Source organism: Porticoccaceae bacterium LTM1 (assembly GCA_030252795.1).
In the GTDB taxonomy this organism is placed as follows: domain Bacteria; phylum Pseudomonadota; class Gammaproteobacteria; order Pseudomonadales; family Porticoccaceae; genus SCSIO-12696.
Genome location: CP127080.1, coordinates 2,603,805 through 2,629,608 on the forward strand (window position 1 = coordinate 2,603,805; position 25,804 = coordinate 2,629,608).

The 25,804-nt window shown below is 50.9% G+C and carries 21 protein-coding genes; 10 read left to right on the forward strand and 11 right to left on the reverse strand.

All coding sequences use genetic code 11. The features are described from left to right. Positions 1-77: 77 nt before the first annotated feature. From QP938_11340 to QP938_11350, 3 genes are all read left to right on the forward strand, one after another. Positions 78-2,567 carry a S8 family peptidase gene (locus QP938_11340; GenBank protein WIO73881.1) on the forward strand — a complete coding sequence of 830 codons (2,490 nt, stop codon included), beginning with the start codon at positions 78-80 and terminating at the stop codon, positions 2,565-2,567. A 161-nt stretch (positions 2,568-2,728) separates the two neighbouring features. Continuing rightward, positions 2,729-3,988: a 6-phosphofructokinase gene (locus QP938_11345; GenBank protein WIO73882.1), complete on the forward strand. Its 1,260-nt coding sequence runs from the start codon at positions 2,729-2,731 to the stop codon at positions 3,986-3,988. 124 nt (positions 3,989-4,112) lie between these two features. Next, the gene (locus QP938_11350; GenBank protein ID WIO73883.1) at positions 4,113-5,594 is read left to right on the forward strand and encodes a serine carboxypeptidase; all 1,482 of its coding nucleotides are present in this window, start codon (positions 4,113-4,115) and stop codon (positions 5,592-5,594) included. A gap of 25 nt (positions 5,595-5,619) precedes the next feature. Here the strand turns inward: QP938_11350 and dtd are convergent, their stop codons facing one another. Both dtd and pip read right to left on the reverse strand, forming a co-directional pair. Continuing rightward, positions 5,620-6,057 carry a D-aminoacyl-tRNA deacylase gene (gene dtd / locus QP938_11355; protein ID WIO73884.1) on the reverse strand — a complete coding sequence of 146 codons (438 nt, stop codon included), beginning with the start codon at positions 6,055-6,057 and terminating at the stop codon, positions 5,620-5,622. A gap of 39 nt (positions 6,058-6,096) precedes the next feature. Further along, the gene (pip, locus tag QP938_11360) at positions 6,097-7,059 is read right to left on the reverse strand and encodes a prolyl aminopeptidase (GenBank protein ID WIO75660.1); all 963 of its coding nucleotides are present in this window, start codon (positions 7,057-7,059) and stop codon (positions 6,097-6,099) included. 104 nt (positions 7,060-7,163) lie between these two features. On the opposite strand from pip, the gene QP938_11365 reads away from it, so the two are divergent. The 3 genes from QP938_11365 (at position 7,164) to QP938_11375 (ending at position 8,870) form a co-directional block, all read left to right on the forward strand. Continuing rightward, the gene (locus QP938_11365) at positions 7,164-7,493 is read left to right on the forward strand and encodes an antibiotic biosynthesis monooxygenase (GenBank protein WIO73885.1); all 330 of its coding nucleotides are present in this window, start codon (positions 7,164-7,166) and stop codon (positions 7,491-7,493) included. Positions 7,494-7,585: 92 nt separating this feature from the next. Next, positions 7,586-8,296 carry a YafY family protein gene (locus tag QP938_11370; protein WIO73886.1) on the forward strand — a complete coding sequence of 237 codons (711 nt, stop codon included), beginning with the start codon at positions 7,586-7,588 and terminating at the stop codon, positions 8,294-8,296. Then, positions 8,268-8,870 (forward strand): DNA-3-methyladenine glycosylase I, encoded by a 603-nt coding sequence (locus QP938_11375; protein ID WIO73887.1) that lies wholly within the window; start codon positions 8,268-8,270, stop codon positions 8,868-8,870. The genes QP938_11370 and QP938_11375 overlap by 29 nt, the downstream gene beginning before the upstream one ends. 34 nt (positions 8,871-8,904) lie before the next feature. Here QP938_11375 and QP938_11380 read toward each other — a convergent pair whose 3' ends face one another. The 4 genes from QP938_11380 to QP938_11395 all read right to left on the reverse strand — a co-directional run bounded on the left by QP938_11380 (position 8,905) and on the right by QP938_11395 (position 13,530). Continuing rightward, a complete protein-coding gene (locus QP938_11380) occupies positions 8,905-9,576 on the reverse strand; it encodes a hypothetical protein (GenBank protein WIO73888.1) in 672 nt (223 codons plus the stop codon). Between the two features lie 87 nt (positions 9,577-9,663). Then, positions 9,664-10,746 carry a GGDEF domain-containing protein gene (locus QP938_11385; protein ID WIO73889.1) on the reverse strand — a complete coding sequence of 361 codons (1,083 nt, stop codon included), beginning with the start codon at positions 10,744-10,746 and terminating at the stop codon, positions 9,664-9,666. Positions 10,747-11,146: 400 nt separating this feature from the next. Further along, positions 11,147-12,970 (reverse strand): translational GTPase TypA, encoded by a 1,824-nt coding sequence (gene typA / locus QP938_11390; GenBank protein WIO73890.1) that lies wholly within the window; start codon positions 12,968-12,970, stop codon positions 11,147-11,149. 119 nt (positions 12,971-13,089) lie between these two features. Continuing rightward, on the reverse strand, positions 13,090-13,530 hold the full coding sequence (locus QP938_11395; protein WIO73891.1) for an Rrf2 family transcriptional regulator: 441 nt from the start codon (positions 13,528-13,530) through the stop codon (positions 13,090-13,092). A 174-nt stretch (positions 13,531-13,704) separates the two neighbouring features. Between QP938_11395 and QP938_11400 the strand changes: the two genes are divergently transcribed. Then, the gene (locus tag QP938_11400) at positions 13,705-16,035 is read left to right on the forward strand and encodes a nitric-oxide reductase large subunit (GenBank protein WIO73892.1); all 2,331 of its coding nucleotides are present in this window, start codon (positions 13,705-13,707) and stop codon (positions 16,033-16,035) included. 112 nt (positions 16,036-16,147) lie between these two features. Here QP938_11400 and QP938_11405 read toward each other — a convergent pair whose 3' ends face one another. Then, positions 16,148-16,840 carry a hypothetical protein gene (locus QP938_11405; protein ID WIO73893.1) on the reverse strand — a complete coding sequence of 231 codons (693 nt, stop codon included), beginning with the start codon at positions 16,838-16,840 and terminating at the stop codon, positions 16,148-16,150. 150 nt (positions 16,841-16,990) lie between these two features. On the opposite strand from QP938_11405, the gene QP938_11410 reads away from it, so the two are divergent. Continuing rightward, positions 16,991-18,190: a kynureninase gene (locus QP938_11410; protein WIO73894.1), complete on the forward strand. Its 1,200-nt coding sequence runs from the start codon at positions 16,991-16,993 to the stop codon at positions 18,188-18,190. Between the two features lie 96 nt (positions 18,191-18,286). On the opposite strand, the gene QP938_11415 is transcribed toward QP938_11410, so the two are convergent. Further along, positions 18,287-18,823, reverse strand: coding sequence for a hypothetical protein (locus QP938_11415; protein WIO73895.1), 537 nt, complete (start codon positions 18,821-18,823; stop codon positions 18,287-18,289). Positions 18,824-18,933: 110 nt separating this feature from the next. Here QP938_11415 and tcdA point away from each other — a divergent pair, with 110 nt between their 5' ends. Then, positions 18,934-19,740 carry a tRNA cyclic N6-threonylcarbamoyladenosine(37) synthase TcdA gene (gene tcdA, locus QP938_11420; GenBank protein ID WIO73896.1) on the forward strand — a complete coding sequence of 269 codons (807 nt, stop codon included), beginning with the start codon at positions 18,934-18,936 and terminating at the stop codon, positions 19,738-19,740. Here the strand turns inward: tcdA and QP938_11425 are convergent. The 3 genes from QP938_11425 to thiI all read right to left on the reverse strand — a co-directional run bounded on the left by QP938_11425 (position 19,737) and on the right by thiI (position 23,925). Further along, a complete protein-coding gene (locus tag QP938_11425) occupies positions 19,737-21,377 on the reverse strand; it encodes an aminotransferase class V-fold PLP-dependent enzyme (GenBank protein ID WIO73897.1) in 1,641 nt (546 codons plus the stop codon). The genes tcdA and QP938_11425 overlap by 4 nt on opposite strands. Positions 21,378-21,380: 3 nt before the next feature. After that, positions 21,381-22,166, reverse strand: a complete 786-nt coding sequence (locus QP938_11430) for a TatD family hydrolase (protein ID WIO73898.1) — start codon at positions 22,164-22,166, stop codon at positions 21,381-21,383. A 280-nt stretch (positions 22,167-22,446) separates the two neighbouring features. Continuing rightward, entirely contained in the window at positions 22,447-23,925 is a 1,479-nt protein-coding gene (thiI, locus tag QP938_11435; GenBank protein ID WIO73899.1) for a tRNA uracil 4-sulfurtransferase ThiI, read from the reverse strand. Positions 23,926-24,271: 346 nt separating this feature from the next. Here thiI and glnA point away from each other — a divergent pair, with 346 nt between their 5' ends. Beyond that, positions 24,272-25,675 (forward strand): glutamate--ammonia ligase, encoded by a 1,404-nt coding sequence (gene glnA, locus QP938_11440; GenBank protein WIO73900.1) that lies wholly within the window; start codon positions 24,272-24,274, stop codon positions 25,673-25,675. Positions 25,676-25,804 lie beyond the last annotated feature (129 nt).

Here is a 25,804-nt window from a genome sequence, read left to right on the forward strand (position 1 = left end):
TCGAGGCGATAAAGTTGCCGAAAAGTCGAATTGGCTCATATACTCAGCAAACTATAAAAACAAAACAGGGAGTAGTTATGCAAGCAAACAACTTCAAACGCCTTTTACTAACTTCAGCAATCGCCGGTTCTCTCTCAGCATGCTCTTCAGGAGGTGGCGGATCAAAAGACTCAACCCCTGAACTCCTGCCCTACTCTCCCCCTCCATACTCAAGTTTTACTACCCAAACAAAAGACCCAACAAACTTTGCCACACGGAAAAGTGATGCCGAGGATCAAGAGTACGACGGCATGGGTTATGCGCTGGAGATGATTAATGCCTCGTCAGCCTATGCTCGCGGGGGAACCGGTAAAGGTGTGAATGTCGTTGTTGTGGACTCTGGTATCGACTCCACTCATATTGAGTTTGAGAAAGAAAATGGCAGCTCAAAAGCTGTAGCTGTATCAAATAGTTACTCTATTTTTGGTGCAGTCCGGGACAATAATGCAATTAGACATGGCACCATGGTAGCAGGTGTCATTGCCGCTCAAAAAGATGGTAATCCTTATGTTGAAGGTGAGAGTTTAAACCTTCACGGTGTTGCCTATGAGGCCGAGATAAGGGCTTTTGAAATTCCTTTAGGGAGTGGTAGCGGCCCTTACGAGCCAATCGACTTGGCAGATATAAGCATTACCGAAGATCAATTTTTCAGCGACATTTTTAATAACACCGATACCCATGGTGAGATAATTAACATGAGCTTCGGGTATGAAGGACTGATCACCAATTATACTCGCAGTGAAATTGAAGCCGCCTTCCCTCAATTTATAAACACCCTTAAACATACTGGCGAAAGCGCTGCCGACCGCCCTATCTATGTTCTCTCTGCAGGCAACTCTCACAACGATATAGATGCTTTTGGCAATGTGGTAAACGCCTCCTCTCCCAACTTGCTGGCTGGTCTGCCCTACCGGTTTTCAGAATTTGATGATCATATGATCGCTGTCGTGGCGGTGGATAAAAACGGGGTAATCACCAGTTACTCCAATCGTTGCGGTGTCGCCAAGAGCTTCTGTCTCGCAGCACCCGGGGGCGGTGCGACAGCATCTGACGACTTCATCCTATCCACTATTCCCGACCCTGATGGGGCTGATCCTAATTTCGATTATTACAGTGGGGCAGCAGGAACATCTTTTGCCGCCCCTCTCGTAAGTGGCGCACTGGCCATACTGAAACAGATGTTTCCTACAGTTGGTAACGACGAAATTGTTGACCGCCTACTCGATACCGCCAATGACGAAGGCATTTATGCGGACAGCAATATATATGGCCACGGCTTACTGGATTTGAACGCTGCCACCGCTCCAGTTGGCGTAACGTCTCTCACAACAACCAGCAACCTTAATGGTCCATCTGCACCCATGGGATCAACCAGCATTACCATCACTGGTGGCGCTCTGGGCGACAGCCTGACCAACAGCCTCGCTGCACAAAACCTGACTGTGTTTGACAGCATGGGCTTTCCTTTCCAGATTGCGGCATCATCCCTGATTGCCCGTCCGCAGTGGGTGCCGGAAACCAGCAACCTGTCTCACCAGCAATTAACCTCTGATAGCGGTTGGCAGATTCGCTCCGGCCGCGATATCGATAATGGCTATCGCGATCGCAACTTCCATCCCGACATGAAGCAACTGCCTTCCCGCGACTATTTCGCCATGCAGTTCACCGATCCCAATACCGGGCGAGAGACATTCACCGGTGCGCGCGCCAACCCCGGTTGGTTCTTCGGGGTTTATGCCAATACGAATTTACAACCCGCCAGCACAACTCGGGATGACGCCTTTGCCGCGCCCTGGCTGCAGTTTGCTCGCCAGGGCTGGAGCAGCGGCGGCGCCCTGGCCAGTGGCAAACAGAAATTGCGCTTTGGCGTGTTTCGCGGTGAGGCATCATGGGATCAATTCAGCCACGACAACACCGTTGAAGGGCACGGAGCGCTGATTGAATGGGCGCATCAGTGGCGCGACAGCGGTATCAGCATTCAGGGCGGCGCGCTGAGTGAGCAGCAGAGTTTCCTTGGACTTCAGACCCAAGGCGCACTGGGCCAGAACGGCAGTTCGAATACCTGGTTCAGCGGCTTGAATGCCTACTGGCAGATGGGCACTCAGTGGCAAGGGGTATTAGCCTTATATGGTGGCGTCACCAATCCACAGATTCAGAACGGCTTGCTGTCCGTGAACGATGAACTCTTTTCCAGTTCCTTTGCGATGGGGGTTTCAAGCAGATCCATGTGGCAGCAAGGGGATCAGCTGGGGTTTTATATCAGCCAGCCACTGCGTATCGAAAATGGTGATGCGCAACTGCAAGTCGCCACCGGTCGCACAGTAGATCGCCAGGTTACCTACGAGCAGTTGGGTCTCAACCTGGAGCCTACCGCTCGCGAGGTTCGTGTGGAAATGAACTACCGGTTTGATATGGGAATGGCCCGGGCCAGTACTTCCGTGCACTACGTTCAAAACCCGGGGCACAACAGCCAGGCCGACAACGACGCTGCGGCAACTATCAGCGTCAGTCTGCCGCTGAGATTCTAAGTCATGTACAGTATGAGTTGCGAAGCACTTACCCGGTGCTTCGCGATTTCTACTTGTTACTGCGTATTGCCTGCCAGTCGTCGACGATCCATGCAATTCCCTGCCCGTTCCGGTATCATCGCGCCCCATTCAAATCGCTCATTTTCTTTTCAGGACGAACCATGGCCAAAAAGAACGCTTTCTACGCCCAATCGGGCGGTGTGACCGCTGTTATCAACGCTTCTGCCTGCGGTGTTATCGAGGCAGCTCGCGCCAGCAAAACAATCGGTAAAGTTTACGCTGGCAACAACGGCATTATCGGCGCACTGCGCGAGGAGCTGATCGACGTCAGCAAAGAATCCCGCGCTACCATCAGCGCCCTCAAACACACCCCTTCCGGCGCCTTTGGTTCCTGCCGCTACAAGCTGAAAAGCCTGGAAGAGAACCGCGCCGAGTACGAGCGCCTGATTGAGGTGTTCAAGGCTCACAATATCGGCTACTTCTTCTACAACGGCGGTGGTGACTCTGCTGATACCTGCCTGAAAATTTCCCAACTCTCCGAGAAAATGGGCTACCCGATCCAGGCCATCCACGTACCCAAAACCGTGGACAACGATCTGCCGTTTACCGATTGCTGCCCGGGCTTTGGCTCGGTAGCCAAATACGTGGCTGTTTCTACCAAAGAGGCCAGCATGGACGTTGCTTCCATGTGCGAAACGTCCACCAAGGTATTTATTCTGGAAGTAATGGGGCGCCACGCTGGCTGGATTGCCGCTGCCGGTGCACTGGCCCAGGAGCAGGAAGGCGATGCACCGCACATTATCCTGTTCCCGGAAATTGCTTTTAATAAAGAGAAATTCCTGCGCAAAGTGAAGCAGACCGTGAAGAAAAACGGTTACTGCGTAATCGTTGCTTCCGAAGGCGCCCAGTACAAAGACGGCACCTTCCTGGCCGACGCCGGCACCACCGACGCCTTTGGCCACAAACAGCTGGGCGGTGTTGCCCCTACCCTGGCCTCTATGGTCAAGGATGAGCTGGGCTACAAATACCACTGGGCCCTGGCCGACTACCTGCAACGCGCTGGTCGTCACATTGCCTCCGCGACCGATGTGGAGCAAGCCTACGCTGTGGGTAAAGCCGCTGTTGAACTGGCAGAAGCCGGTAAAAACGCAGTGATGGTTACTATCGAGCGCAGCAAGGGCAAAAAGTACAGCTGGACTACTGGTGAAGCTCCACTGGACAAAGTGGCCAATGTGGAAAAAATGATGCCGCGCAAGTACATCAGCAAAGACGGCTTCGGCATTACCGAAGAGGGCCGCACCTATCTGCAACCGCTGATTCAGGGCGAAGATTACCCACCGTACAAAAATGGTATTCCCCAGTACGCTCGCCTGAAGAAAGTACTGGTAGCGAAAAAACTGAAGAAAGCCTTTAAAGTTTAAGGCTGCTCTTTAGAAAATTTAAAAAGCCCGATGTGAACTCGCATCGGGCTTTTTTTATGTGGTGTGTTAGGGTTAATAGGCCTAAGCTCAAAAGAAGTTACGTCTATATATACAGGAGAACAACATGCTCAGGTGGGTATACGCGCCAATACTGGCTTTGCTGTTTTTTTCAGCAATGGCGGACACGGATAAGTTGCCAGACCCCATGTCTGTTACCACCAAGCATAAGATTACCCTGCAGGGAAAAGCGATTCGCTATCAGGCTGTCGCCGAGCAAGTGCGAATTCACAATCAAAAAAATCAGCCTTGTGCGGACATTTTTTCGGTCAGTTATTTAAGCTCGGAACACGACAATCGACAGAATCGCCCAGTTACCTTTGTATTTAATGGCGGTCCTGGCTCTTCGTCCGTCTGGCTGCACTTGGGCCTGCTCGGCCCTCAAAGGGTCGTGATTGATCAGGATGCCGGTGACGATGGCGCTGCGCCTTTTAAATTGCAGCCGAATATTTACAGCCTTCTGGATATTACCGACCTGGTGATGATAGATCCGGTTGGGACCGGTTTTTCCCGACCGCTGTCCCATGCTGACCGTGACGATTTTTGGGGCGTATCTCAGGATGCCGACAGCCTGGCAACTTTTATTCGCCAATGGCTGACCAAACACAATCGCTGGAACTCCCCCAAGTACCTCGCCGGGGAGAGTTATGGTGCAACGCGCACAGCCTATTTGACTGAAGCGCTGCACAACGGATTACAGGACGTTGCACTTAACGGGGTAATTTTAATTTCTGCAGTGCTCGACTTCAGCACTATCCGCAGCAGTGATTACAACATCAATACGCCCGTTACTGCACTGCCCACAATGGCAGCTATAGCTTGGTATCACGGCAAAATTACCAATGAGCCGGAGCTTGAGCCATTCCTCGATCGCGCCCGGGAATTTGCGTTAACGGATTACGCCACCGCCCTCTATAAGGGCAATCGACTTTCAAAATCAGGACGCCAACAAATTCTGGAAAAACTGGTGCACTTTACCGGGCTTCCCAAGGAGTTTTTACAGCGAGCAAATCTCTACCTGGATCCAACGTCGTTTCGAAAAGAGTTGCTGAGGGATCGAGGGATGGCTGTGGGCAGACTCGATGGACGCTATCTCGGCGAAGAAGAGGATCACAACGCCGATAGCCCCGATGCAGACCCTTCAGGTTATGGGGTCAGTGCTGCCTATACCGCCGCCATAAACCATTACTTGCTCAACGAGCTGAAAATTAACAGTGATCGCCCCTATGAAATACTGTCGATGGACGCCAACAAAAAGTGGGACTGGCACGAGAATGGGCGCATCTTTGGTGGTTTTAATGTGGACGTCACACCCAAGTTTTCCCAGGAGCTTCGCCAAAATCGTAACTACCGTATTTTTATAGCCAATGGCTATTACGACTTGGCGACGCCTTTCCTCGGTACAGAAACCAGCTTTGCTCGCCATCATATACCTGCCGACAGAGTGGTACTGAAATACTATTCAGCAGGCCATATGATGTATGTTCACCAGGAGTCACTGGAACAACTCGCTCAAGATATTCGCCGGTTTATTCTTGGTGAGGAGTGACGGTTCAATAAATATGAACCGTCAACTATGTTTCTAACATGAAAGTCACCGGCCCGTCGTTACAGAGGCTAACTTTCATATCTCCGCCAAACTCACCGCAAGCCACGGTTGAGTACCTGGCCTGAAACTGTTCGACCACGTAGTTATAAAGCAGCTCAGCCTCAGCCGGTGGTGCAGCGCTTGAAAAGCTCGGTCGCAATCCTTTTTGAGTATCGGCAGCCAAGGTAAATTGCGACACCACCAGAACGCCTCCAGCCACATCCTGAACACTCAGGTTCATCTTGTCATCGGCATCAGGAAAAATGCGGTAATTGAGAATTTTTTGAACCAGCTTATCGGCCTTGTGCCGGTCATCCCCTTTCTGGACCCCCAGCAATAACAGAATTCCTCGATCAATTTCACCAACGGTATTACCGTTTACCACCACACTGGCATGTGACACTCTTTGAATCAGTCCTAACAAGCTTTCCCCCTAAACCAACATTACCTGACTGGCAGGCTGCTAGGCCGCACCACCGATTAGCTTATGAGCCATCTCATCCGTGGCGCGAATCAAGGCGTCAAGTGTACCCGGTTCAGACGAGGCGTGCCCGGCATCGCGAATAATTTCCAGACGCGCTTCCGGCCAGACACGGTGCAAGGCAAAAGCCTGATCGATGGGGCAAACCATATCGTATCGTCCATGGACAATTATCCCCGGAATGCCGTTCAGTTTATTGGCATTCTTGAGGATCTGGTTCTTTTCCAGGAATGCATCGTTCATAAAATAGTGGCATTCGATGCGTGCCATCGACAGCGCCACATGGGGAGAGCCAAGCCGTTCAACAATATGGGGATTCGGGTCGAGGGTAGCGCAGCGCCCCTCCCAGACACACCATGCCTTGGCGGCAGCCATTCGCTCCAGTTCGTTGTCACCGGTCAATTTGCGATGGTATGCGGCCATCATATCGTTACGCTCTTCCTCTGGAATCACCGACTCGTATTCCAGCCAGTAGTCCGGAAAGACATGGTCAGCGCCGTGCTGATAAAACCAGTTTACATCGCGATGTCTACAGAGAAAGATGCCTCGAAGAACCAGGCCCAGCACTCTCTCTGGATGTGCCTGGGCGTACAACAGACTCAGCGTAGATCCCCATGAACCACCGAACAGCACCCATCTCTTCACCCCCAGGGACTCCCGAATAGCTTCCATGTCATCAATCAATGCCTGGGTGTGATTACTCTCCAGCGAGGCATGGGGCGTAGATCGACCACACCCTCGTTGGTCAAAGAGGATGATGCGGTACTTCTCCGGGTCAAAAAAACAGCGATCCTGGGTACTGGCACCGGCTCCGGGGCCACCGTGAACGAACAGCACCGGTATGCCGTCCGGTATGCCGCACTCCTCGATGTAAATCTCGTGGGGTGCCTCTACAGTAAGGCTGTGCTCCCTAAAGGGTTTGATATTGGGGTAGAACGTGCGCATAAGTCCTCCAGCAGTCTCATAAAGATAGACCAACTCTACTGACAGTACGCTGTCAGTAGGCATGGTGCAGAATGCTCCGGCAATTACGCACAAGGAGCTATCTCATGAAAGAGCAACAAATCGTTACTATTTACACCTTCAAGACCACCCCTGAAGCCAGTCGTGAGGCATTCCTGGATGCCAATCAAAAGCTGACGAGGTTTTTGGCAGAACAACCCGGGTTCCATTACCGTTCAGTGGGTCAGGAGTCCAAGAGTGAATATTGGGTAGATGTGGTTTATTGGGAGTCTGCCAGCGCAGCGGATCACGCCAATTGTGAGTTTATGTCATCACCATGCAGTCAGGAGTTTATGAGGATGGTTGATCATGACTCACTGAGCGTTCAGCGGATTCGCGTAGACTTTTCAAGCTGTCAGCTCCAAGAGACCGCTTAAGCTGGACTGACCACCATGGCATCCCTGGCATGGACAGCCATGGTGGTCGGGGGTACATTGTTGATCTACTTAATAACACTCAAAATAATACCATGCGCCGAGCCGACCGACTGTTTCAGTTACTGACCCTGTTGCGAAATCGGCGCACCGCCATTACCGCCGCCCACTTGGCGGAAGTTCTGGAAGTATCGGAACGAACCGTATACCGGGATGTGCAATCGTTAATGCTCACTGGTGTACCTATTGAAGGTGAGGCCGGTGTCGGGTATCGATTGAACCGGCATTTTGATCTGCCACCGTTGATGTTCAGCAGTGACGAGATTGAAGCACTGTTACTGGGCACCAAAATGGTTCAGGCCTGGAGTGATAAGCAACTGGCGGCCTCTGCCAGTCAGGCAATGCAGAAAATACTGGCGGTACTCCCACAAAATCTTCGTCATTTTGATGAACAGCTGGCATTCCTGGTTCCTGACTGTCATGTCGACAAAGAGCTGGTTGCATTCAGCGAGGAAATTCGACTGGCAACCCGCAACCAACTGAGCCTGAATATTCAATACCGGCGTGCTGATGGTGAATACTCCAGCAGGATAATTCAGCCGCTGGGACTGGTTTACTGGGGTAAAGTCTGGACACTGGTAGCCTGGTGCGAAATGCGTAACGAGTATCGGGCATTTCGTCTTGACCGAATTCAGGCCTTGCAGACCACAGAACATTTTTTTGAGCTGACCCCAGATAAAAATCTAAAACATTATCTACAACTGGAAAAGCAAACCCATGAACAACAGTACGCCGAATCGCTGTGACTGGTGCAATGGCAGCGAACTCTACCAGCATTATCATGATACCGAGTGGGGTGTACCCTGCTTTGACGACAAAACCCTTTTTGAATTTTTAATTCTGGAGAGTGCACAGGCGGGATTATCCTGGATCACCATCCTCAAGAAGCGCGACAATTATCGAAAAGCTTTTGCAGACTTTGATGCGGAAAAAGTAGCTCGCTTCAACAGCCGCAGTATTGAGCGATTAATGGGTGACGCCGGAATTATTCGCAATCGATTAAAGATTGAAAGTGCGATTACCAATGCTCGAGAGTTCCTATCCATTCAGGAGCAGTTTGGCAGCTTTGCCAATTACATCTGGGATTTTGTCGATGGAGAACCAGTTCAGAATCACTGGAAATCACTAAAGGAGCTGCCAGCTTCTACACCCATCTCGGACAAAATCAGCAAGGATATGAAACAAAGGGGCTTTAGATTTTTTGGCAGCACGATTTGCTATGCCCACATGCAAGCAACAGGAATGGTAAATGACCATTTGGTTGACTGTTTTCGTCATCAGGAATGTTCGGAATTAACAGCAAGGCTATCAAAAAAATAGCACCCAAAGGTGCTATTTTTTATTCAATTACTTTTTATTTGGTTTCAGGCGATTCGCTTTTTGCTACTTCAGGAAAAGGAGCTGCGTATTTGTTGTAAAGTGACTTACATTGTTTTGGCATCTGCACCAGTGTATTAATGGTAGTGCTCCAGCCGGTTTCACTTCTCACCATATTTTCATAGCGACGTTTAACATTCATCTCCAGGGTTACTTCAGTCGCACTTCCGGACCAGGAAGTCTTGATCAAACCAGTATCACGATTCTGGTCAATATCAAATTGATAAAAATGATAGGTAATTATTTCGCCACTTTGTTTGGGGTAACGATCAACCCGGGCATCTCTCATTACTTCAGTTCTAAAGTAACCTCTCGGATATTCCTCTGCGATAGCTGTACGTTTAACCCGTCCATCTTCACCAACCAGAACTTCCACCATCACACAGCCAACCTTCGGTGGCTCTGTACTGATATTGCGAATAGCAGCAACCGGGTAATCATCAAATGGAAAACGATCACCAACATTTAACAACGGGACCTGGCCAATCGGGTAGACTTTTGCATCGGGACTAACTTCAAGCAGAGATGGCTTGGCCGGATCAGCAATCGAAGAAACCCCTGCACAACCGATTGCCAGCAATGCACCTGCTGCAACTGAGCCTGTCAGAGCCTTTTTTGAAACCCGGGAAAAAATAGACAATGCGTTCACACAAACCTCCGTGTAGTTATTTTAGTTAGATCTGTAAAACCTGAACCTTATCCTAACAAAAAAGTGTGACTCAAAGTCAAATCTAAATTATCCGGCGACAACCATATCCCGCCCCATATGCTTGGCTTGATACAGGCCCCGGTCGGCACTGGTTATCAATTCATCACCAGTCTCATGCCCCTGCATACAGGAAACACCAAAGCTCATGGTTACAGATACCTCTTTGTCGTCCACCTTCAGACGCATACGACCAATCGCCTGACGAAGACGTTCTGCCACCTGCTGAGCCGCTTCTAACTGTTGTCCTTTGAGTAGTATCAGGAATTCATCCCCTCCCCAACGAGCAACGATATCGTTGGATCGAAGCATTTGATGCAGGGTATCGCCCACCATTTTCAGAAGCTTATCCCCCATCTGGTGGCCATGGCGATCGTTAAAATGTTGATAGTTATCAATATCGGCAATCACAATTGAAAATGCCTCACCCGCCAGGTGATAACGATTCAGGGAACTGCCAATCAGACGTTCCATCTCCCTGCGATTAGGCAATTTGGTGAGCTGGTCTGTAGCTGCCACTCGATTGAACTGACGTGAAACCGCCACCAGTTTTTCACGGCCACGGCGACGACAAAACTCCAGTGTACAAAGGTAAACTCCTACCGAAATATAGGTTCCCAGATACATTAGCCACATACTGTTGCTGTAGCTCGCTTCAGCCAACTCCTGCCAGCCAAGGTAAACAACAACCAATGCAGCAAAGGTCGCGATGGCCATCCAGCTGGCACGCTGAAAATTGAGTACCGAGCTGAACCCAACCATCATGCAAAGACTGGCCAACATTCCGACCTGCTCAACATCACACATCAGCACAAAAAGAACACTCATCGCTCCCAACAGCATTCCAAAAGCATTCTGGATTTGTGGAATCAAGCGTTTGCCACTGAGTCGCAACATCAACAGCATTGCCAGGCTCAACACCCCGGCCACAGTCAAAATTAGGGAAAATAACGAGTTCACCACCAGATAATGCCAGGCACCAAAACCAAGGCAGCCTAAAGTCATCAGCAACAGTCCGACCGGCAGAGATTCACCTAGCTCTTCCTGACGAAGCTGGCCTATGGCAAACACTTTATCATTACTATCGTTCGGGTTTGGGCGGGAATTGGACATGATCGGATCTCCCCCTTCCGGGTATTTTTATTGTTAGGGCCTGTTAACACTAATTGAATATTTACTGCTGAGGGCCATTTTTTTGTTCAGCAAGGCAGAAGGAGTGATGTGTAGTCATTCTACATGAACGACTGATAACGCAGCTGGACGGAAAAATGGCCTCAGCCCTTCGGGTTGCGGCTAAAAAAGCGCCACTCTACGTTATTCGTCGTTTATTTGGAGCAACCAAACTACTCTCCTCATGCCTTGATTGGCACTTTTTTAGTCACAACAGTAAGTATTCAATTAGTGTTAACAGACCCTAGGTAACACTACCATAAAGTAGTACTTTTCTCCCTATTCATATACGGGATACAAAAAAGGCACTGTTTTCACAGTGCCTTTTTGAATTCTGATTAAATCAGAACTTGCGTCCGCGTTTGCGCTCGTTTTCCTTGAGCAGCTTCTTACGAATACGAATGCTCTCTGGCGTTACTTCTACCAGCTCATCGTCCTCAATAAACTCCAGCGCCTGCTCCAATGTATGACGAATCGGCGGGGTCAGGGTCAGCGCTTCATCAGTACCAGCAGCACGAATGTTGGTGAGCTGCTTGCCTTTGGTCGGGTTCACTGCTAGGTCGTTGTCGCGGGAGTGAATACCAATTACCTGGCCTTCGTATACGTCGATACCGTGGCCCAGGAACAGACGACCACGATCCTGCAGCGTGAAGAGTGCGTAGGCCAGAGTCTTGCCGTTCACCATGGACACCAGAACGCCATTCTGACGGCTGACTACTTCACCAGCTTTTACTGGACCGTAGTGATCAAAAATACTGGTCATGATGCCGGAGCCCGAAGTCAGGGTCAGGAACAGGCCACGGAAACCAATCAGGCCGCGAGACGGCACGATGAACTCCAGCTTAACGCGACCCTTGCCATCTGGAACCATGTTGGTCAATTCAGCTTTGCGCAGACCCAGTTCTTCCATGATGGAGCCCTGATGTTGCTCTTCAACATCAATCACCACTTGCTCATAGGGTTCCTGGATTTCACCATCGACAACCTTCTGAACCACTTCAGGGCGTGATACACCCAATTCAAATCCTTCACGACGCATGGTCTCGATCAATACCGACAAGTGCAATTCACCGCGCCCGGATACCTTGAATTTGTCGGGGCTGTCACCTGGCTCAACACGCAGTGCCACGTTGTGGATCAGCTCCTGTTCCAGGCGCTCCTTGATATTGCGAGAAGTAACAAACTTGCCCTCTTTACCAGCAAACGGGGAATCGTTTACCTGGAAAGTCATGCTTACAGTTGGCTCATCCACGCTCAGCGCCGGCAGCGCTTCCGGATGGGCCGGATTACAGATGGTGTCGGAGATATTCAGGCCGTCGATACCGGTAATACAAACGATGTCGCCCGCTGATGCCTTGTCTACCTCAACACGCTCCAGCCCCATATGGCCCATAACCTGAAGCACTTTGGCCTTGCGGGTCTTGCCGTCAATATCGACAACCACTACCTGATCGTTAGGTGACAGGGAGCCACGGGTAATGCGACCAATACCGATAACGCCCACATAGCTGTTGTAATCCAGTGCCGAGATCTGCATCTGGAATGGCGCATCCACATCTACTTGAGGCGGAGCTACTTTCTCTACGATCTGCTCAAACAGCGGAGTCATGTCTTCAGCCATATCGCTGTCATCCAGACCGGCAATACCGTTCAGGGCAGAGGCGTAAATAACTGGGAAGTCCAGCTGTTCGTCGGTAGCACCCAAGCGGTCAAACAGATCGAATACCTGATCCATCACCCAGTCCGGACGTGCGCCAGGGCGGTCGATCTTATTGATGACCACAATCGGGTTGAGCCCTTTCTCAAAGGCCTTCGAGGTTACAAAGCGGGTTTGTGGCATCGGGCCGTCAACGGCATCCACCAGCAACAGTACGCTGTCCACCATAGACAGTACACGCTCTACCTCTCCACCGAAGTCGGCGTGCCCCGGAGTATCCACAATGTTGATGCGGTAGCCGTTCCAGTTGATCGCAGTATTCTTGGCCAGAATGGTAATTCCGCGCTCTTTCTCCTGATCATTGGAGTCCATCACGCGCTCCGCGCCCTGATCCTTACGGTCAAGGGTGCCGGACTGCTGCAGCAACTTATCCACCAACGTGGTCTTGCCGTGGTCAACGTGGGCAATAATGGCGATATTGCGCAGCTTTTCGATATTGGGGTTACTCATGGGGACTCCGGATCGGCCTTCGGGCCACTGTACAAAAGGCGCGCATTATACAGGTGGGAGTGTTGCAGGGGATAGTAGTTCTTTTGCAGGTGACCTGCCAGATTGCTGACGACTGGCAATTACCCCTCTATCGCGAGAATGGCCGTCAATTTCCGTTTATCGTTTTCAGCCACCAGGTCTGCGAGCGTGTACTGATCCAACGTCGCGAAAAAGCTCTCCATTGCTTCGGCAAAGATCAGCTTTAATCGACACGCAGAGGTGATCACACACTGATTATTGTCTCCAAAGCACTCCACCAGTGTAGAGCTCTGCTCGACCATTCTCACCAATTCCCCAACATTAATCTCAGATGCAGGACGACTTAACCGCATACCACCGTTTTTTCCCCGGATTGCTGTCAGATAGCCCTTGATGTTGAGCTCCTGAACCACTTTCATCAGGTGATTCTTGGAAATTCCATACCGTTCAGCCACCTCTTTAATGGTAACCAGTTCGTCGTCCTGTAGCGCCAGGTAGATCAGCACTCGTAGTGAATAGTCAGTAAATCGGGTGATATTCATCTGTAGTCAGCCTCAGTCTAATCCCAATTTTTAATATGCATGTAGTTTACATCTTTAAATCACGAGAGTACACTGCCGCCAAAAAGATGCAAACTATATGAATCTTTAATTGGAACGGTGTAAGCAAAACATACCCCGTTAATCCCATTACCCAACTTGAGCGAGAGACCAGCTATGCAAGCCTACAAAAAACTGTGGTGGACACTCATAGGAGTGCTGGCCATCACCTTCTCCATCCTGGGGTACTTCGGTACCGAAGTGTATCGGGAAGCTCCTCCCATCCCCTCCCGATATGAAACCGAATCGGGAGGCCTGCTATTCACCAATCAGGATATTCTGGACGGTCAAACTGCCTGGCAGTCTGTAGGAGGCATGCAGCTGGGATCGATATGGGGCCATGGCGCCTATCAGGCTCCGGACTGGACCGCTGACTGGCTGCACCGGGAGTTGCTCAACTGGCTTGAAATCGCAGCCAGGGAGCAGCACCGCACACCCTACGCCGAACTCACTGGCAAGCAGCAGCACGACCTGCAGTACGACCTCAAAGAGGAATACCGCACCAGTACTTACAACGCTGCCCATGATACTGCCGTCCTTTCGGATCGACGGATCGAAGCAATAACTGAGACTGCAGCCTATTACGACGCTTTATTTGGTGGTGACAAGGCGTTACAGCCAACCCGTGAACACTACGCCATGAAAGAGGTCACCCTGCCCAGTGCGGAGAGGCGTCAGCAATTAACCCGTTTCTTTTTCTGGACAGCCTGGGCGGCAGCGACCGAGCGTACCGAAGGCAGTGCCACGTACACTAACAACTGGCCACATGAGCCACTAATCGACAACAAGCCCACTTCCGAAAATATCGTCTGGTCCATCATCAGCGTTGTGCTACTGATCGCGGGTATTGGTGCACTGGTATGGTGCTGGTCATTTACCCGCAAAGAAGAGGAGCCTCCAGCAGCACCCAAACAGGACCCTATCACTACCTTTAACCTTACCCCCTCGCAAAAAGCGTTGGGCAAATACCTGTTTGTGGTTGTTGGGCTGTTTGTGTTCCAGGTGTTCCTGGGCGGCCTGACCGCTCACTACACTGTGGAGGGCCAGAGCTTTTACGGACTGCAACTCTCCGAGTGGCTGCCCTACAGTCTGGCGCGTACCTGGCATATCCAGTCAGCCCTGTTCTGGATCGCTACCGGCTTTTTGGCGGCTGGCCTATTTTTGGCCCCCATCATCAACGGCGGCAAAGATCCCAAGTACCAGAAACTGGGCGTTGATATTCTGTTCTGGGCGCTCATCGCTGTTGTGGCGGGTTCTTTTATCGGTAACTACCTGGCCATCGCCCAAATCATGCCCGCCCACCTGAACTTCTGGTTCGGCCATCAAGGCTATGAATTTGTCGATTTAGGTCGAGTCTGGCAGATCGGTAAATTTGTTGGTGTAGTTTTGTGGCTGGTGCTTATGCTGCGCGGTGTAATTCCGGCCCTGCGCCAGAAAGGTGATAAAAACCTCCTGGCCCTGTTCGCCGCATCGGTAATTGCCATTGGCTTGTTTTACGGTGCCGGCTTCTTTTACGGCGAACGCACCCACATCTCGGTGATGGAATACTGGCGCTGGTGGATTGTGCACCTGTGGGTAGAAGGCTTCTTTGAAGTATTCGCCACTACTGCGCTGGCCTTTATTTTCTACAACATGGGGCTGGTCTCCAAGCGCATGGCCACTGTTGCCTCTCTGGCATCAGCTTCACTTTTCATGCTGGGCGGCGTTCCTGGAACCTTCCACCACCTCTATTTTTCCGGCACTACAACTCCGGTAATGGCGGTAGGAGCTACTTTCAGTGCACTGGAAGTGGTGCCATTGATCGTACTGGGTTACGAGGCCTGGGAGCATTACAGTCTGAAAAAACGCGCCCCCTGGATGGAAAATATTAAATGGCCACTGATGTTCTTCGTTGCCGTAGCATTCTGGAATATGTTGGGTGCCGGCGTGTTGGGCTTCTCTATTAATCCGCCGATTGCGCTCTACTACACACAGGGTCTGAACACCACGGCAACACATGCCCACGCTGCCCTGTTCGGAGTGTACGGATTCCTGGCGCTTGGCTTTACCCTTCTGATACTTCGTTATATCCGCCCTCAAATGGTGTTTGATGACAAGCTGATGAGAACGGCCTTCTGGTGGCTTAACGGTGGCCTGGTACTGATGTTGTTCACCAGTCTGCTACCGGTAGGTATTATCCAGTTCTTTGCCAGCAGTTCAGAAGGCCTTTGGTATGCGCGAAGCGAAGTGCTCACACAAAGTGAAATCCTGGTAACGTTGCGCTGGATTAGAACCATAGGTGATGTGGTATTTATTGTCGGTGCACTGGCCGTTGCCTGGCAGGTGGTCAAGGGCGTGTTCCTGGCAGACCCCAGACCAGTTCACCCGGCTGCCACTTATACCACCGCTGAACCAGTCCATTCAGTTACCAGCTGCTGTGGCTCTTGTGGTGGTGACAACCCGGCTTAATCGTTACTGTAGCTAATTGTTCAGACAAGCCCCTCCTGCATGGAGGGGCATTTTTAATGGGAATAGAGGCTTTCCTAAGCGCAGCATTGCCAGCCGCATGACCGCCATCCGATTATTTGAACCGCCTTAAGATCGGCTTATTTATACCATTCGTCCACAGACGCTGAAGCACCCTCACCCACTTGGGTTTTTTCAGCAAGAGGCGCTCTTCCGTAGTAAGGGGTTCACCAGACAAGTCATACTTCATCTTCAGTAAACTGGTCATATCGGCACGTTGCATCACACCGATCAGCCACATCCATACAAACAACAGCTTTTGAAAGCGCTGTGGCTTTTTAATGGCGGCTGCGAAATCAAAGAACCGCACAGAGCCATCCGGCTGGATAAGTACGTTATTTCGGCGAAAGTCGTTGTGGCAGTAGCCTTTTTTGTGGAACAGCTCAAGAAACTCCCTGGCCTGCTGGTATGCCTGTGGCCATTTGCCGCGATTGCGACGTCCGGGGTGCTCCCCCTCCAGAAACTCCATGGCAAAGATATCGTCAGATATACGCCCGAAATATTGGGGAAGGAAGCCGCTTGTCCCAAAGGCTTCCAGAACCTTGACTTCACGCTTAACCAAGGAGCGGCAGACCAGTATCCGGCTTAACCAGGGGCGGTTACTGAAGTCTTTAACCACCACATATTGACCATCAATGTTCAGCAGATAGACATCCGCCTGAAACACGCCACGGCTGGGCCTGAGCATCTTGTAGTGATGCTCGCGCAACGCCTCTTTGATAGCAGAGAGCAGATGATCTTGGCTCATGAGTGGTCTGTGGCTCCGATTTTCTGTTCTGCCATGTTGGTCGATTTTCCGAAATTGTACCTCAATTCTTGCAAAGGGATAATTGAATCAATTAGTTAGCACGCTTAAACTAGTGCTTTACGTGTAAATTAATTCTTATCAGGCTTCCCGATGCACGACTTTAACGCCCTGGCCGAAAGGCTTGCCCCCCACTACTCCCGCTTCAATGTTGCCAACCGGCTGTTATTTTCCGGTCACTCTCACCAGGCGTGGCCTGATGTCGCTGTCGAAGGCCAGATTGAGGCATTTGATGCCGCTGCGCGCTCGGTGGATGAAAAGTGGCACGCTGCCTTTGAAAAAGCGGACATTCTCCGCAACTACCTGCGTGAATGGTATGACGACCCCGAAGGGCTTTACTGCCTGGCCGAGAACACCCATATCCTGCTGGTCAGCTGGTTGTCGGCCATTCTTTCGAAACAAGGGCAGCTGAAGAGCAAGCCCAAAATCATCACCACCGATGGCGAGTTTCACTCCATGTATCGCCAGCTCAAACGCCTTCAGGAAGAAGGAGTCGAAGTGGTAATGTTGCCGGCAGAACCTTTCGCAACATTCCCGGAGCGCTTGGCGGCAGAAGCCGATGACCGCACTGCGGCCATTATGCTGTCCCGCGTTTATTTTGAAAGCTCACTGATTCACACCCACCTGCGTGAAGTGGCTCAAGTTGGTAGGGATAGACAGATTCCGGTGCTGATTGACGACTATCACGGCACAAACAATGCCCCCCTATCCCTTCGCGACGAGGGACTCGAGGATTGCTACCTGGTGACCGGCGGGTACAAATACCTGCAATGGGGTGAGGGCAACTGTTTCCTGCGCTTCCCCAAAAGCTGCGAGCTGCGCCCGGTTATCACCGGTTGGTTTGCATCTTTTTCAACCCTGGACAAACCGCGCACAAATGAACCAACTGTTTATGACGCCGGTGAACAACGCTTCTCCACCGCCACATACGATCCGACATCGCAATTTCGCGGTGCAAAGGTGGTCGAGTTCTTCAGGGATCAACAGCTGACAAAAGAAGTCATTCGTCAACAATACCTGGGTCAGCTCGGCTATCTCCGCGAACTGTTTTTGAATGCCAATTTCAACCCGGACACCATCCGTCTGGTGCACCAGCAGTCACTGGAAACCAATGGCGGCTTCCTGGCATTGCACAGCCCTCATGCGGCGCAGTTGCGCCAGATGCTGCTGGAAAATGATGTGCTAACTGACTCCCGCGGCAGCGTGCTGCGTTTTGGTGTAGCTCCGTATGTCACCGCATCGCAAATTGATCAGGCCATGGAACAGCTGGCACGCTGTATTGACAAGCTCTAAACTGGTTCAGGGATGGGCACCACTGATTTTTCAGTGGTGCCCGCAAAACAAATCGAACGGAACCGGTAATTTCAAAGTAAAAAATAATTTCCGAATTTATCTCCAACTCGCCTGTACATTTTCAGTAGATGCCATTAAAGCTGTTGTCGCCTCAACGAACTCCCGCTGCTTCTCTGCAATCCGCTCTTCACAATTAATCACCCGATTGATCAGGTCTATCGCAGACTCTTTTTGTTCAAGACTGAATTTGGAAATACTGGGCTCGAGGTATTTTTTAAGTTGTTCCCTCACCTTGTCCTCATCCTTGATCAGGAAGGCACAGGATGCCAACAGTTCGGTTGCCTCCCGCTCAGAGAGGTGAAACTCACTTTCAAATAGAGACAAAAGACAGGCTTTCTGCTCTTTGGAAATATCCCCGGAACACTTGGCCGCCACATACATCAACCCGGCGGTGGCCTCCATCGGATTATCCAGGGAGAATGCCGGATCAGCGTGGTATTGCTTTTGCCATTTTCTACGGCGGTACCACCAGAAGGGGTTCAAGGCTCGAAAGTCGATGCCCGCATTGTCGAGCTGCCTCAGCAGAACCAGGATCGTGACCACAGCCCCAAGAAAAGCCAAAATAATATGCATGTCGATATCCTTATTCGTTTTTGTTCAAAACACTATAGTAGCTTGCGCTTCGGTGTGGCAAGAGACCTTGGCTGCCGGTAAAATTCGCCTGTTTTATCAGGAACCTATCAATGACAACTACTCAACCAAACACCACACTTTCCGACAGCCATCTGCAGCGCTTTGGCGGCATTGCCCGGCTTTATGGCATGGCGGGATTGCAGGCTCTTTATAAGGGTCATTTTGTGGTGGTTGGTATCGGCGGGGTTGGCTCATGGGCTGCCGAAGCACTGGTGCGCACCGGGCTGGGCACAATCACTTTGGTTGATCTGGACGACATCTGCATCACCAATACCAATCGCCAGTTACACACCACCAAAGCCACTGTTGGACAACCGAAAACCGCCGTACTGGCAGAACGCCTGAAAGCGATAAATCCAGAACTGACGGTTAACATTGTCGATGACTTTATTGACAGCGATAACGTCGCCGAACTGATTGATTCAGATGCACATGTCGTTATTGACGCTATTGACGCCTCTTTTGCCAAAGCCGCGTTAATCAACCACTGCCGACGCCAGAACCAGATTGTCATCACCGTGGGTTCCGCTGGCGGTCGCACCGATCCAACTCGTATTCAAACCAACGATTTACGCCATGTGAGTGGTGACATACTGCTAACCCGGGTGCGCAAACGGCTGCGTCACTACTTCAAATACGCCACCAGCCCAAATAAAAATATGCGGGTACAGGCGGTATTTTCCGATGAGCAGATGAAATACCCCACCGCTGATGGTCAGGTTTGCCAGAGCAAAACTGATATGCAGGGCGGTGTTAAGCTGGATTGTAGCGGCGGGTTTGGGTCAGTAACCATGGTTACCGCAGCATTTGGTATGGCAGCGGCAGCAAAGGCGGTTGAAAAATATCTGTCGCGTTAAAGCCTAACTGCTGAATTTTTTACCAGGGAAAGCGCTCTATCCACCAATGCCTTAAAACCATTGTTGCGCGAAGCGCTTAAGTGCCTGTCCAGTTCCAACCCTGTAAAAATACCGGCAAGATCCACTTCATCAATTTGTTCGGTGGATTTACCATCAACCAGAACCAGCAACAACGCCGCTAACCCTTTTACAACACGAGCATCACTATCAATAAAAAATCGATGACACCCATCCACTACAGCATGTGTTAACCAGGTATTTGCTTCACAGCCTGCAACCAGATTTTCATCTTTACGAATCTCCGGCTTGCCGTGGATCAACTCCGCCCATTTCATCAACATCCGGTAACGGGATTGCCAGCCTTTTTGGGCTTGTAAGGTTTCGAGCGATAACTCATCCACCTCACTTTGCAAGAGCTCAGGCTCACCCTGCAATGCAGACTGAATAGCACTAACTAAACGATCGATATCATCATTGGTGTTATAGGCAGCCAAAGAGACCCGGACTGTTACATCACCTGACACTTCAGCCATCAATGGCATCGCGCAGTGACGCCCCACCCGAACGGCGATATCATGGCCATCAAGCCAATGCGCCAATCCGACAGCATCCAGTGCAGCGGTATCATCCACTGAAAAAGTCGCGATCCCGACATTTTCCTCGGGGTGAGTATGGACTTTGATTTTTTCAATTTGATTCAAGTTCTGATGCAAATAATCACACAGCTGCTTTTCATAAAGCTGCATTGCAGCTCGATCCTGAACCTGCCAAAAATCAAAACAACCATTTAAACCGGCGATTGCTGCCAGCGAAGAGGTTCCGGTTTCAAAGCGATGTGGTGGTGCGGCATAGGTACTTTTTTCAAGCTCCACCCGCTCAATCATTTCACCGCCGCCCTGCCACGGTGGTAGAACGGCCAAACGTTCACGCTTTCCGTACAGCAATCCAACACCGGTTGGGCCGTAAAATTTATGCGCCGAGCAAACCAGAAAATCGCAGCCCAGACTTTGCACATCTATCTTTCGATGTGCGGCAAGCTGTGCTGCATCCACGCACCAGATGATATCCCGGTCGACCAACTGTCGTTTGATACCAGACAGATCCGTACAAAAGCCCAACGCATTTGACGCTCCCGTAATCGAGATAATTCTGGTTTTGTCGGAAAGCACTTCAGGCAATCGTTCAATTTGAGGCTCGCCATTCACGGATGGAATAAATCGCAATACCAGACCATGGCGTTGTGCCGCCATCTGCCAGGGCACCAGATTGGCATGATGTTCAGCACTGGTGAGAACAATTTCATCTCCTTGATTGAGATTTTCAGTCAGGGAGAAAGCGAGCAAATTGAGGGCCTCAGTCGCACCGCGGGTAAATATTATTTCATCACTTTGTGCCGCCCCCAAAAATTCAGCCGCGCGCTGACGAACATCCTCCACCATCTGTGTCGCTTTTCGGGCAAGGCGATGACTCGATCGATGAGTATTGGCATTACCAGACAGATAGAATTGCGTGACGGCATCAATAACCAGTTGAGGCCGCTGGGTTGTTGCGGCATTGTCGAGATATACCAATTCGCTGTTTTCTGGTTGCGAAAACAGTGGGAATTGTTGTTTAAATTTTTCCGGATTGAAGGTCATTTCTTAATCTGCAAAATTAAAAAGCGTTAGGCTATTTTCGGTAGTTATTTGAGCGATATTTTCCAATGACTCACCTCTCAACGCCGCCAAACATTCAGCCACTTCTGGTAAGTAAAGTGGACTATTGGGCTTTCCCTGTTTTCCAGATAGAGGCATGTCCGGTGCATCTGTTTCCAGCAGTAGTGCTTCCAGTGGCAACTGCTGTACAGCTTGCCGGGTTTTATGGGCTCGCACATATGTGATAGTACCGCCAATACCCAGCCTAAATCCCATCTTCCAATAACTATCCCCAAGCTCGGCGCTTCCGGAAAAGCCATGTATCACTCCACCACGACTTGGCCGGTATTTTTTCAGCGTTTCAAGAACCTGATTGTGTGCTTTTCTGACATGGACAATAACCGGCAGATTGTATTCGCAGGCCAGCTTTAGCTGTTGCTCAAATAACGGCTGCTGTCGCTCTAGCGGTGCGTCAATCAAACCGTCTACCCCGCACTCACCTACTGCAACACAGTTGGGCAGCTGTAAAAATTCCGCCAATTGTTCGTCAAGCTTTGCTGGATCAATATGCTCTTTCAGCCATGTTGCAATCCACCAGGGATGCAGGCCAGCGGCACCATATATTCCGGTTAACTGTTCTGTAATTTTAAATAGTGCGTTACACCTGGAGGGTTCAACGGAAGGGATAACCAATTTTGAAATACCTGACGCCATACACCTCGCCCACAAGCTGGCGCGGTCAGGATCAAATTCGGGAAAGTCGAAATGGCAATGGCTGTCTATGAGCTGCATATCATTCTCGCTGGTTCGACAGCAGTTTAGCAGTCAGTGAGTTTTTTACGTAGCTTGTCGATTGAGCGCTGAAGTGCCGTCCATAAGTACCGGAAAGGCCTCGCCCTCATATAACTGACAAATCGGGCGAAACCTTTCCGGTACTTATGGACTAGTTTCTTCGTATATTGATTACTCAGCGCTTTTGGGTGCCGGCCAGTAGCGACGATTTGTGGGTATTATGAGGAGCTACTGGCCGGCACCCAAAAGCGCGGCTCTACGAAGCACTCAATCAACACAACTACTTAGGCCGATAAACCGCCACATTTGTAAACCCTTCCTCAAACAATAACTCGGCATGCATACGACTCATCACGCCTTTGCTGCAATAGAGCATGTAGCGGGTATTGCCATCCAATTCCTTAAAAGCTTTACCCAGTTTGAAAAACGGAATTTTGGTTACGGTTGCGCCACTGACTTTGAGCGGGTTTTGCTCTTCTTCATCAGGGTGACGTATATCGATAATTACCGACTCTGCCAACGGCACAGACAGAACCTCTACATCAATCTCCTGATCAACGTGTTCCATGATATCGATAATGGACTCTTCGCGACGCTCTTCGACAGCTTTATCCAGTACCGCAAAATCAAATCGCGATTCCTCACGCTCAATCCGATCCATCTTCGCGCGGGTAGTAGGCTTCACCGAAATGACACCGCAATACTCCGGCATGCTGGCTGAAAACTGCTCTGTGCCAATTTCGCGCGCAGTCTTGATAATGTCAGTTTTGTCGGCAGTGATCAGTGGACGCAATACCAATGTATCAGTGACTTTATCGATAACCGACAGGTTCGTCAGGGTCTGGCTGGACACCTGGGCAACTGCTTCCCCAGTTACCAGTGCATCCACATTTAATGTCTCTGCAACACGGCTGGCAGCGCGGAGCATCATACGCTTGAGAATCACCCCCATCTGGGAGTTTTCTACTTTGGTAAGAATCTCTGACACCACACCTTCAAAAGGTACGGTAATAAATTTCACATTGTGAGACGCGCCGTACTTGCTCCACAAGAAGTGCGCCACTTCTTTAACACCTACCTCATGCGCTCGGCCACCGAGGTTGAAAAACAGGAAGTGGGTACGCAGGCCACGGCGAATGCAGAGATAACTGGCCACGTTTGAGTCGAAGCCACCAGAGATCAGTGAGATCACGGAATCCTGAGTACCAATGGGAAAACCACCCAGACCGGCTTCGGTATTTTCGATGACGTACAGGTCACCATCTTTGATTTCCAGGCGAACAGTCACATCCGGATCTTTCAATTTAACGCCTGCAGCCTCGGTGTTCTGATTTAGGCCACCGCCAACATACTGCTCCACCTGACCAGAGTTGAACTCGTGCTCGCCGGTGCGCTTTACGCGAACACAGAAAGTTTTCCCTGCCAATGCATCCCCCCAGAGGGCGAGGGTTTTTTCATAGATGTCGTGTAGATCGCCCAAAGCATAGCGTCGCACCAATGAAAAGTTGGCCACCCCCGGAGTCTGTTGCAATATCGCACGAGCGCGACGCTCCAGCTCGGCTACCTGTTCGGCACTGTGAGTCTCGCTGACTTCCGGGCCAACCACTTCCAGTTTGTCCCACTGGCGTACAACTCGAAACTCGTCGGAGGCACTTTTCAGCAATTTGGTCAGGTTGTTGTGCAGTTGCTTGACCATGCGCTTACGCACCGGTGCGCTTTTGATGATGATTTCCGGGAACAGTTTGACAATAAAGTGCATTACTCAGGGCCTGGGTAGGTTAGCCGAATCGGACTGAAATTCAGGGCCCTCAACAGGCCCACAAGGGGCGGTGATTATAGCGGGGTTCCTGCGGTGCTGCTAATTAACGATCCCTTCTGTAGACCTTTCTTGCCATCCCCGCTCCGCGGCTTCGTTGCCCGAAGGGGGAGTGCACCAAATTGGGTCGCTGCGCACCAAATTAATACAGAAAATAGCCTCTCAACTGACAAAATGCTTTGCTAGACTCTCTTTTTAGCCTGTCTCAGCCAATTTTAAAGTTGGCACGGCAATTGCTACACGGGATATTAATTCAATTTGCTCAACACACTTCTCAACGGAGAACACAATGTCCAAGACTCTGGAACTGATCAAAGAAAGCGGCGCCCGCTGGATTGACCTGCGCTTTACCGATACCAAGGGTAAAGAGCAGCATGTTTCCATGCCAGCAACAGAAGTTAACGAAGACTTCTTTGAAGACGGCAAAATGTTTGACGGCTCCTCTATCGCCGGCTGGAAAGGTATTCAAGAGTCCGACATGATCCTGCAACCGCAGGACGATACTGCTGTTCTGGACCCGTTCACCGACGAGCCGACTGTAATCATCCGCTGTAACATTCTGGAGCCAGCAACTGGCCAAGGCTATGAGCGCGATCCTCGCTCTGTTGCTGCCCGCGCTGAAGCCTACCTGCAGTCTACTGGTATCGGTGACTCCGCCATGTTTGGCCCGGAGCCTGAGTTTTTCGTGTTTGACGACATCAAGTGGGGCGCTGACATGAGCGGCGCATTCTACAAGATCAACTCTGAAGAAGCGGCCTGGGCCTCTTCCCACAGCTACGATGACGGCAACACCGGCCACCGTCCGACGGTAAAAGGCGGCTACTTCCCGGTTCCTCCGGTTGACTCCCTGCACGACCTGCGCGCTGCTATGTGTGACGCCATGGAGCAAATGGGCCTGACCATCGAAGTTCACCACCACGAAGTGGGAACTGCTGGCCAGTGCGAAATCGGTGTTGGCGGCAATACCCTGATTAAGAAAGCTGACGAAGTTCAGATCTTCAAATACTGCGTTCACAACGTTGCCCACGCTTACGGCAAAACTGCAACCTTCATGCCGAAGCCGCTGGTAGGTGACAACGGTTCCGGTATGCACGTACACATGTCCATCTCCAAAGATGGCGTAAACCAGTTTGCTGGCGACAGCTACGCTGGCATGTCCGAGATGGCACTGCACTTCATTGGCGGTATCATCAAGCACGCTCGCGCCCTGAACGCCTACGCAAACCCGTCTACCAACTCTTACAAGCGTCTGGTTCCAGGTTTTGAAGCTCCGGTAATGCTGGCTTACTCCGCTCGCAACCGCTCTGCGTCAATCCGCATTCCGTACGTGACCAGCCCGAAAGGCAAGCGCGTTGAAGTTCGTTTCGGCGACCCCACCGCCAACCCGTACCTGATGTTTTCCGCCTTCCTGATGGCTGGCCTCGACGGCATCCAGAACAAGATCCACCCTGGCGATGCAGCCGACAAGGACTTGTACGACCTGCCGGCAGAAGAAGCTAAGGCTATCCCGACTGTATGTAGCAGCCTGGAACAAGCTCTGGATGCTCTGGATGAAGATCGCGCCTTCCTCACAAAAGGTGGCGTATTCACTGATGACATGATCGACGCTTACATTGCCCTGAAGCGCAAAGACGTTGAGCGTGTCAACATGACCACTCACCCGGTTGAGTTTGACCTGTACTACAGCTGCTAATCAAGCAACTGCGGTATCGAAAAGGGCGATCTTCGGATCGCCCTTTTTTTAGTGGCAAATACTCGTACCATCACATTACGAAAACCAACAGATACTTAAATTGCCGGGCACGAAAAAAGGCGCCAAGTT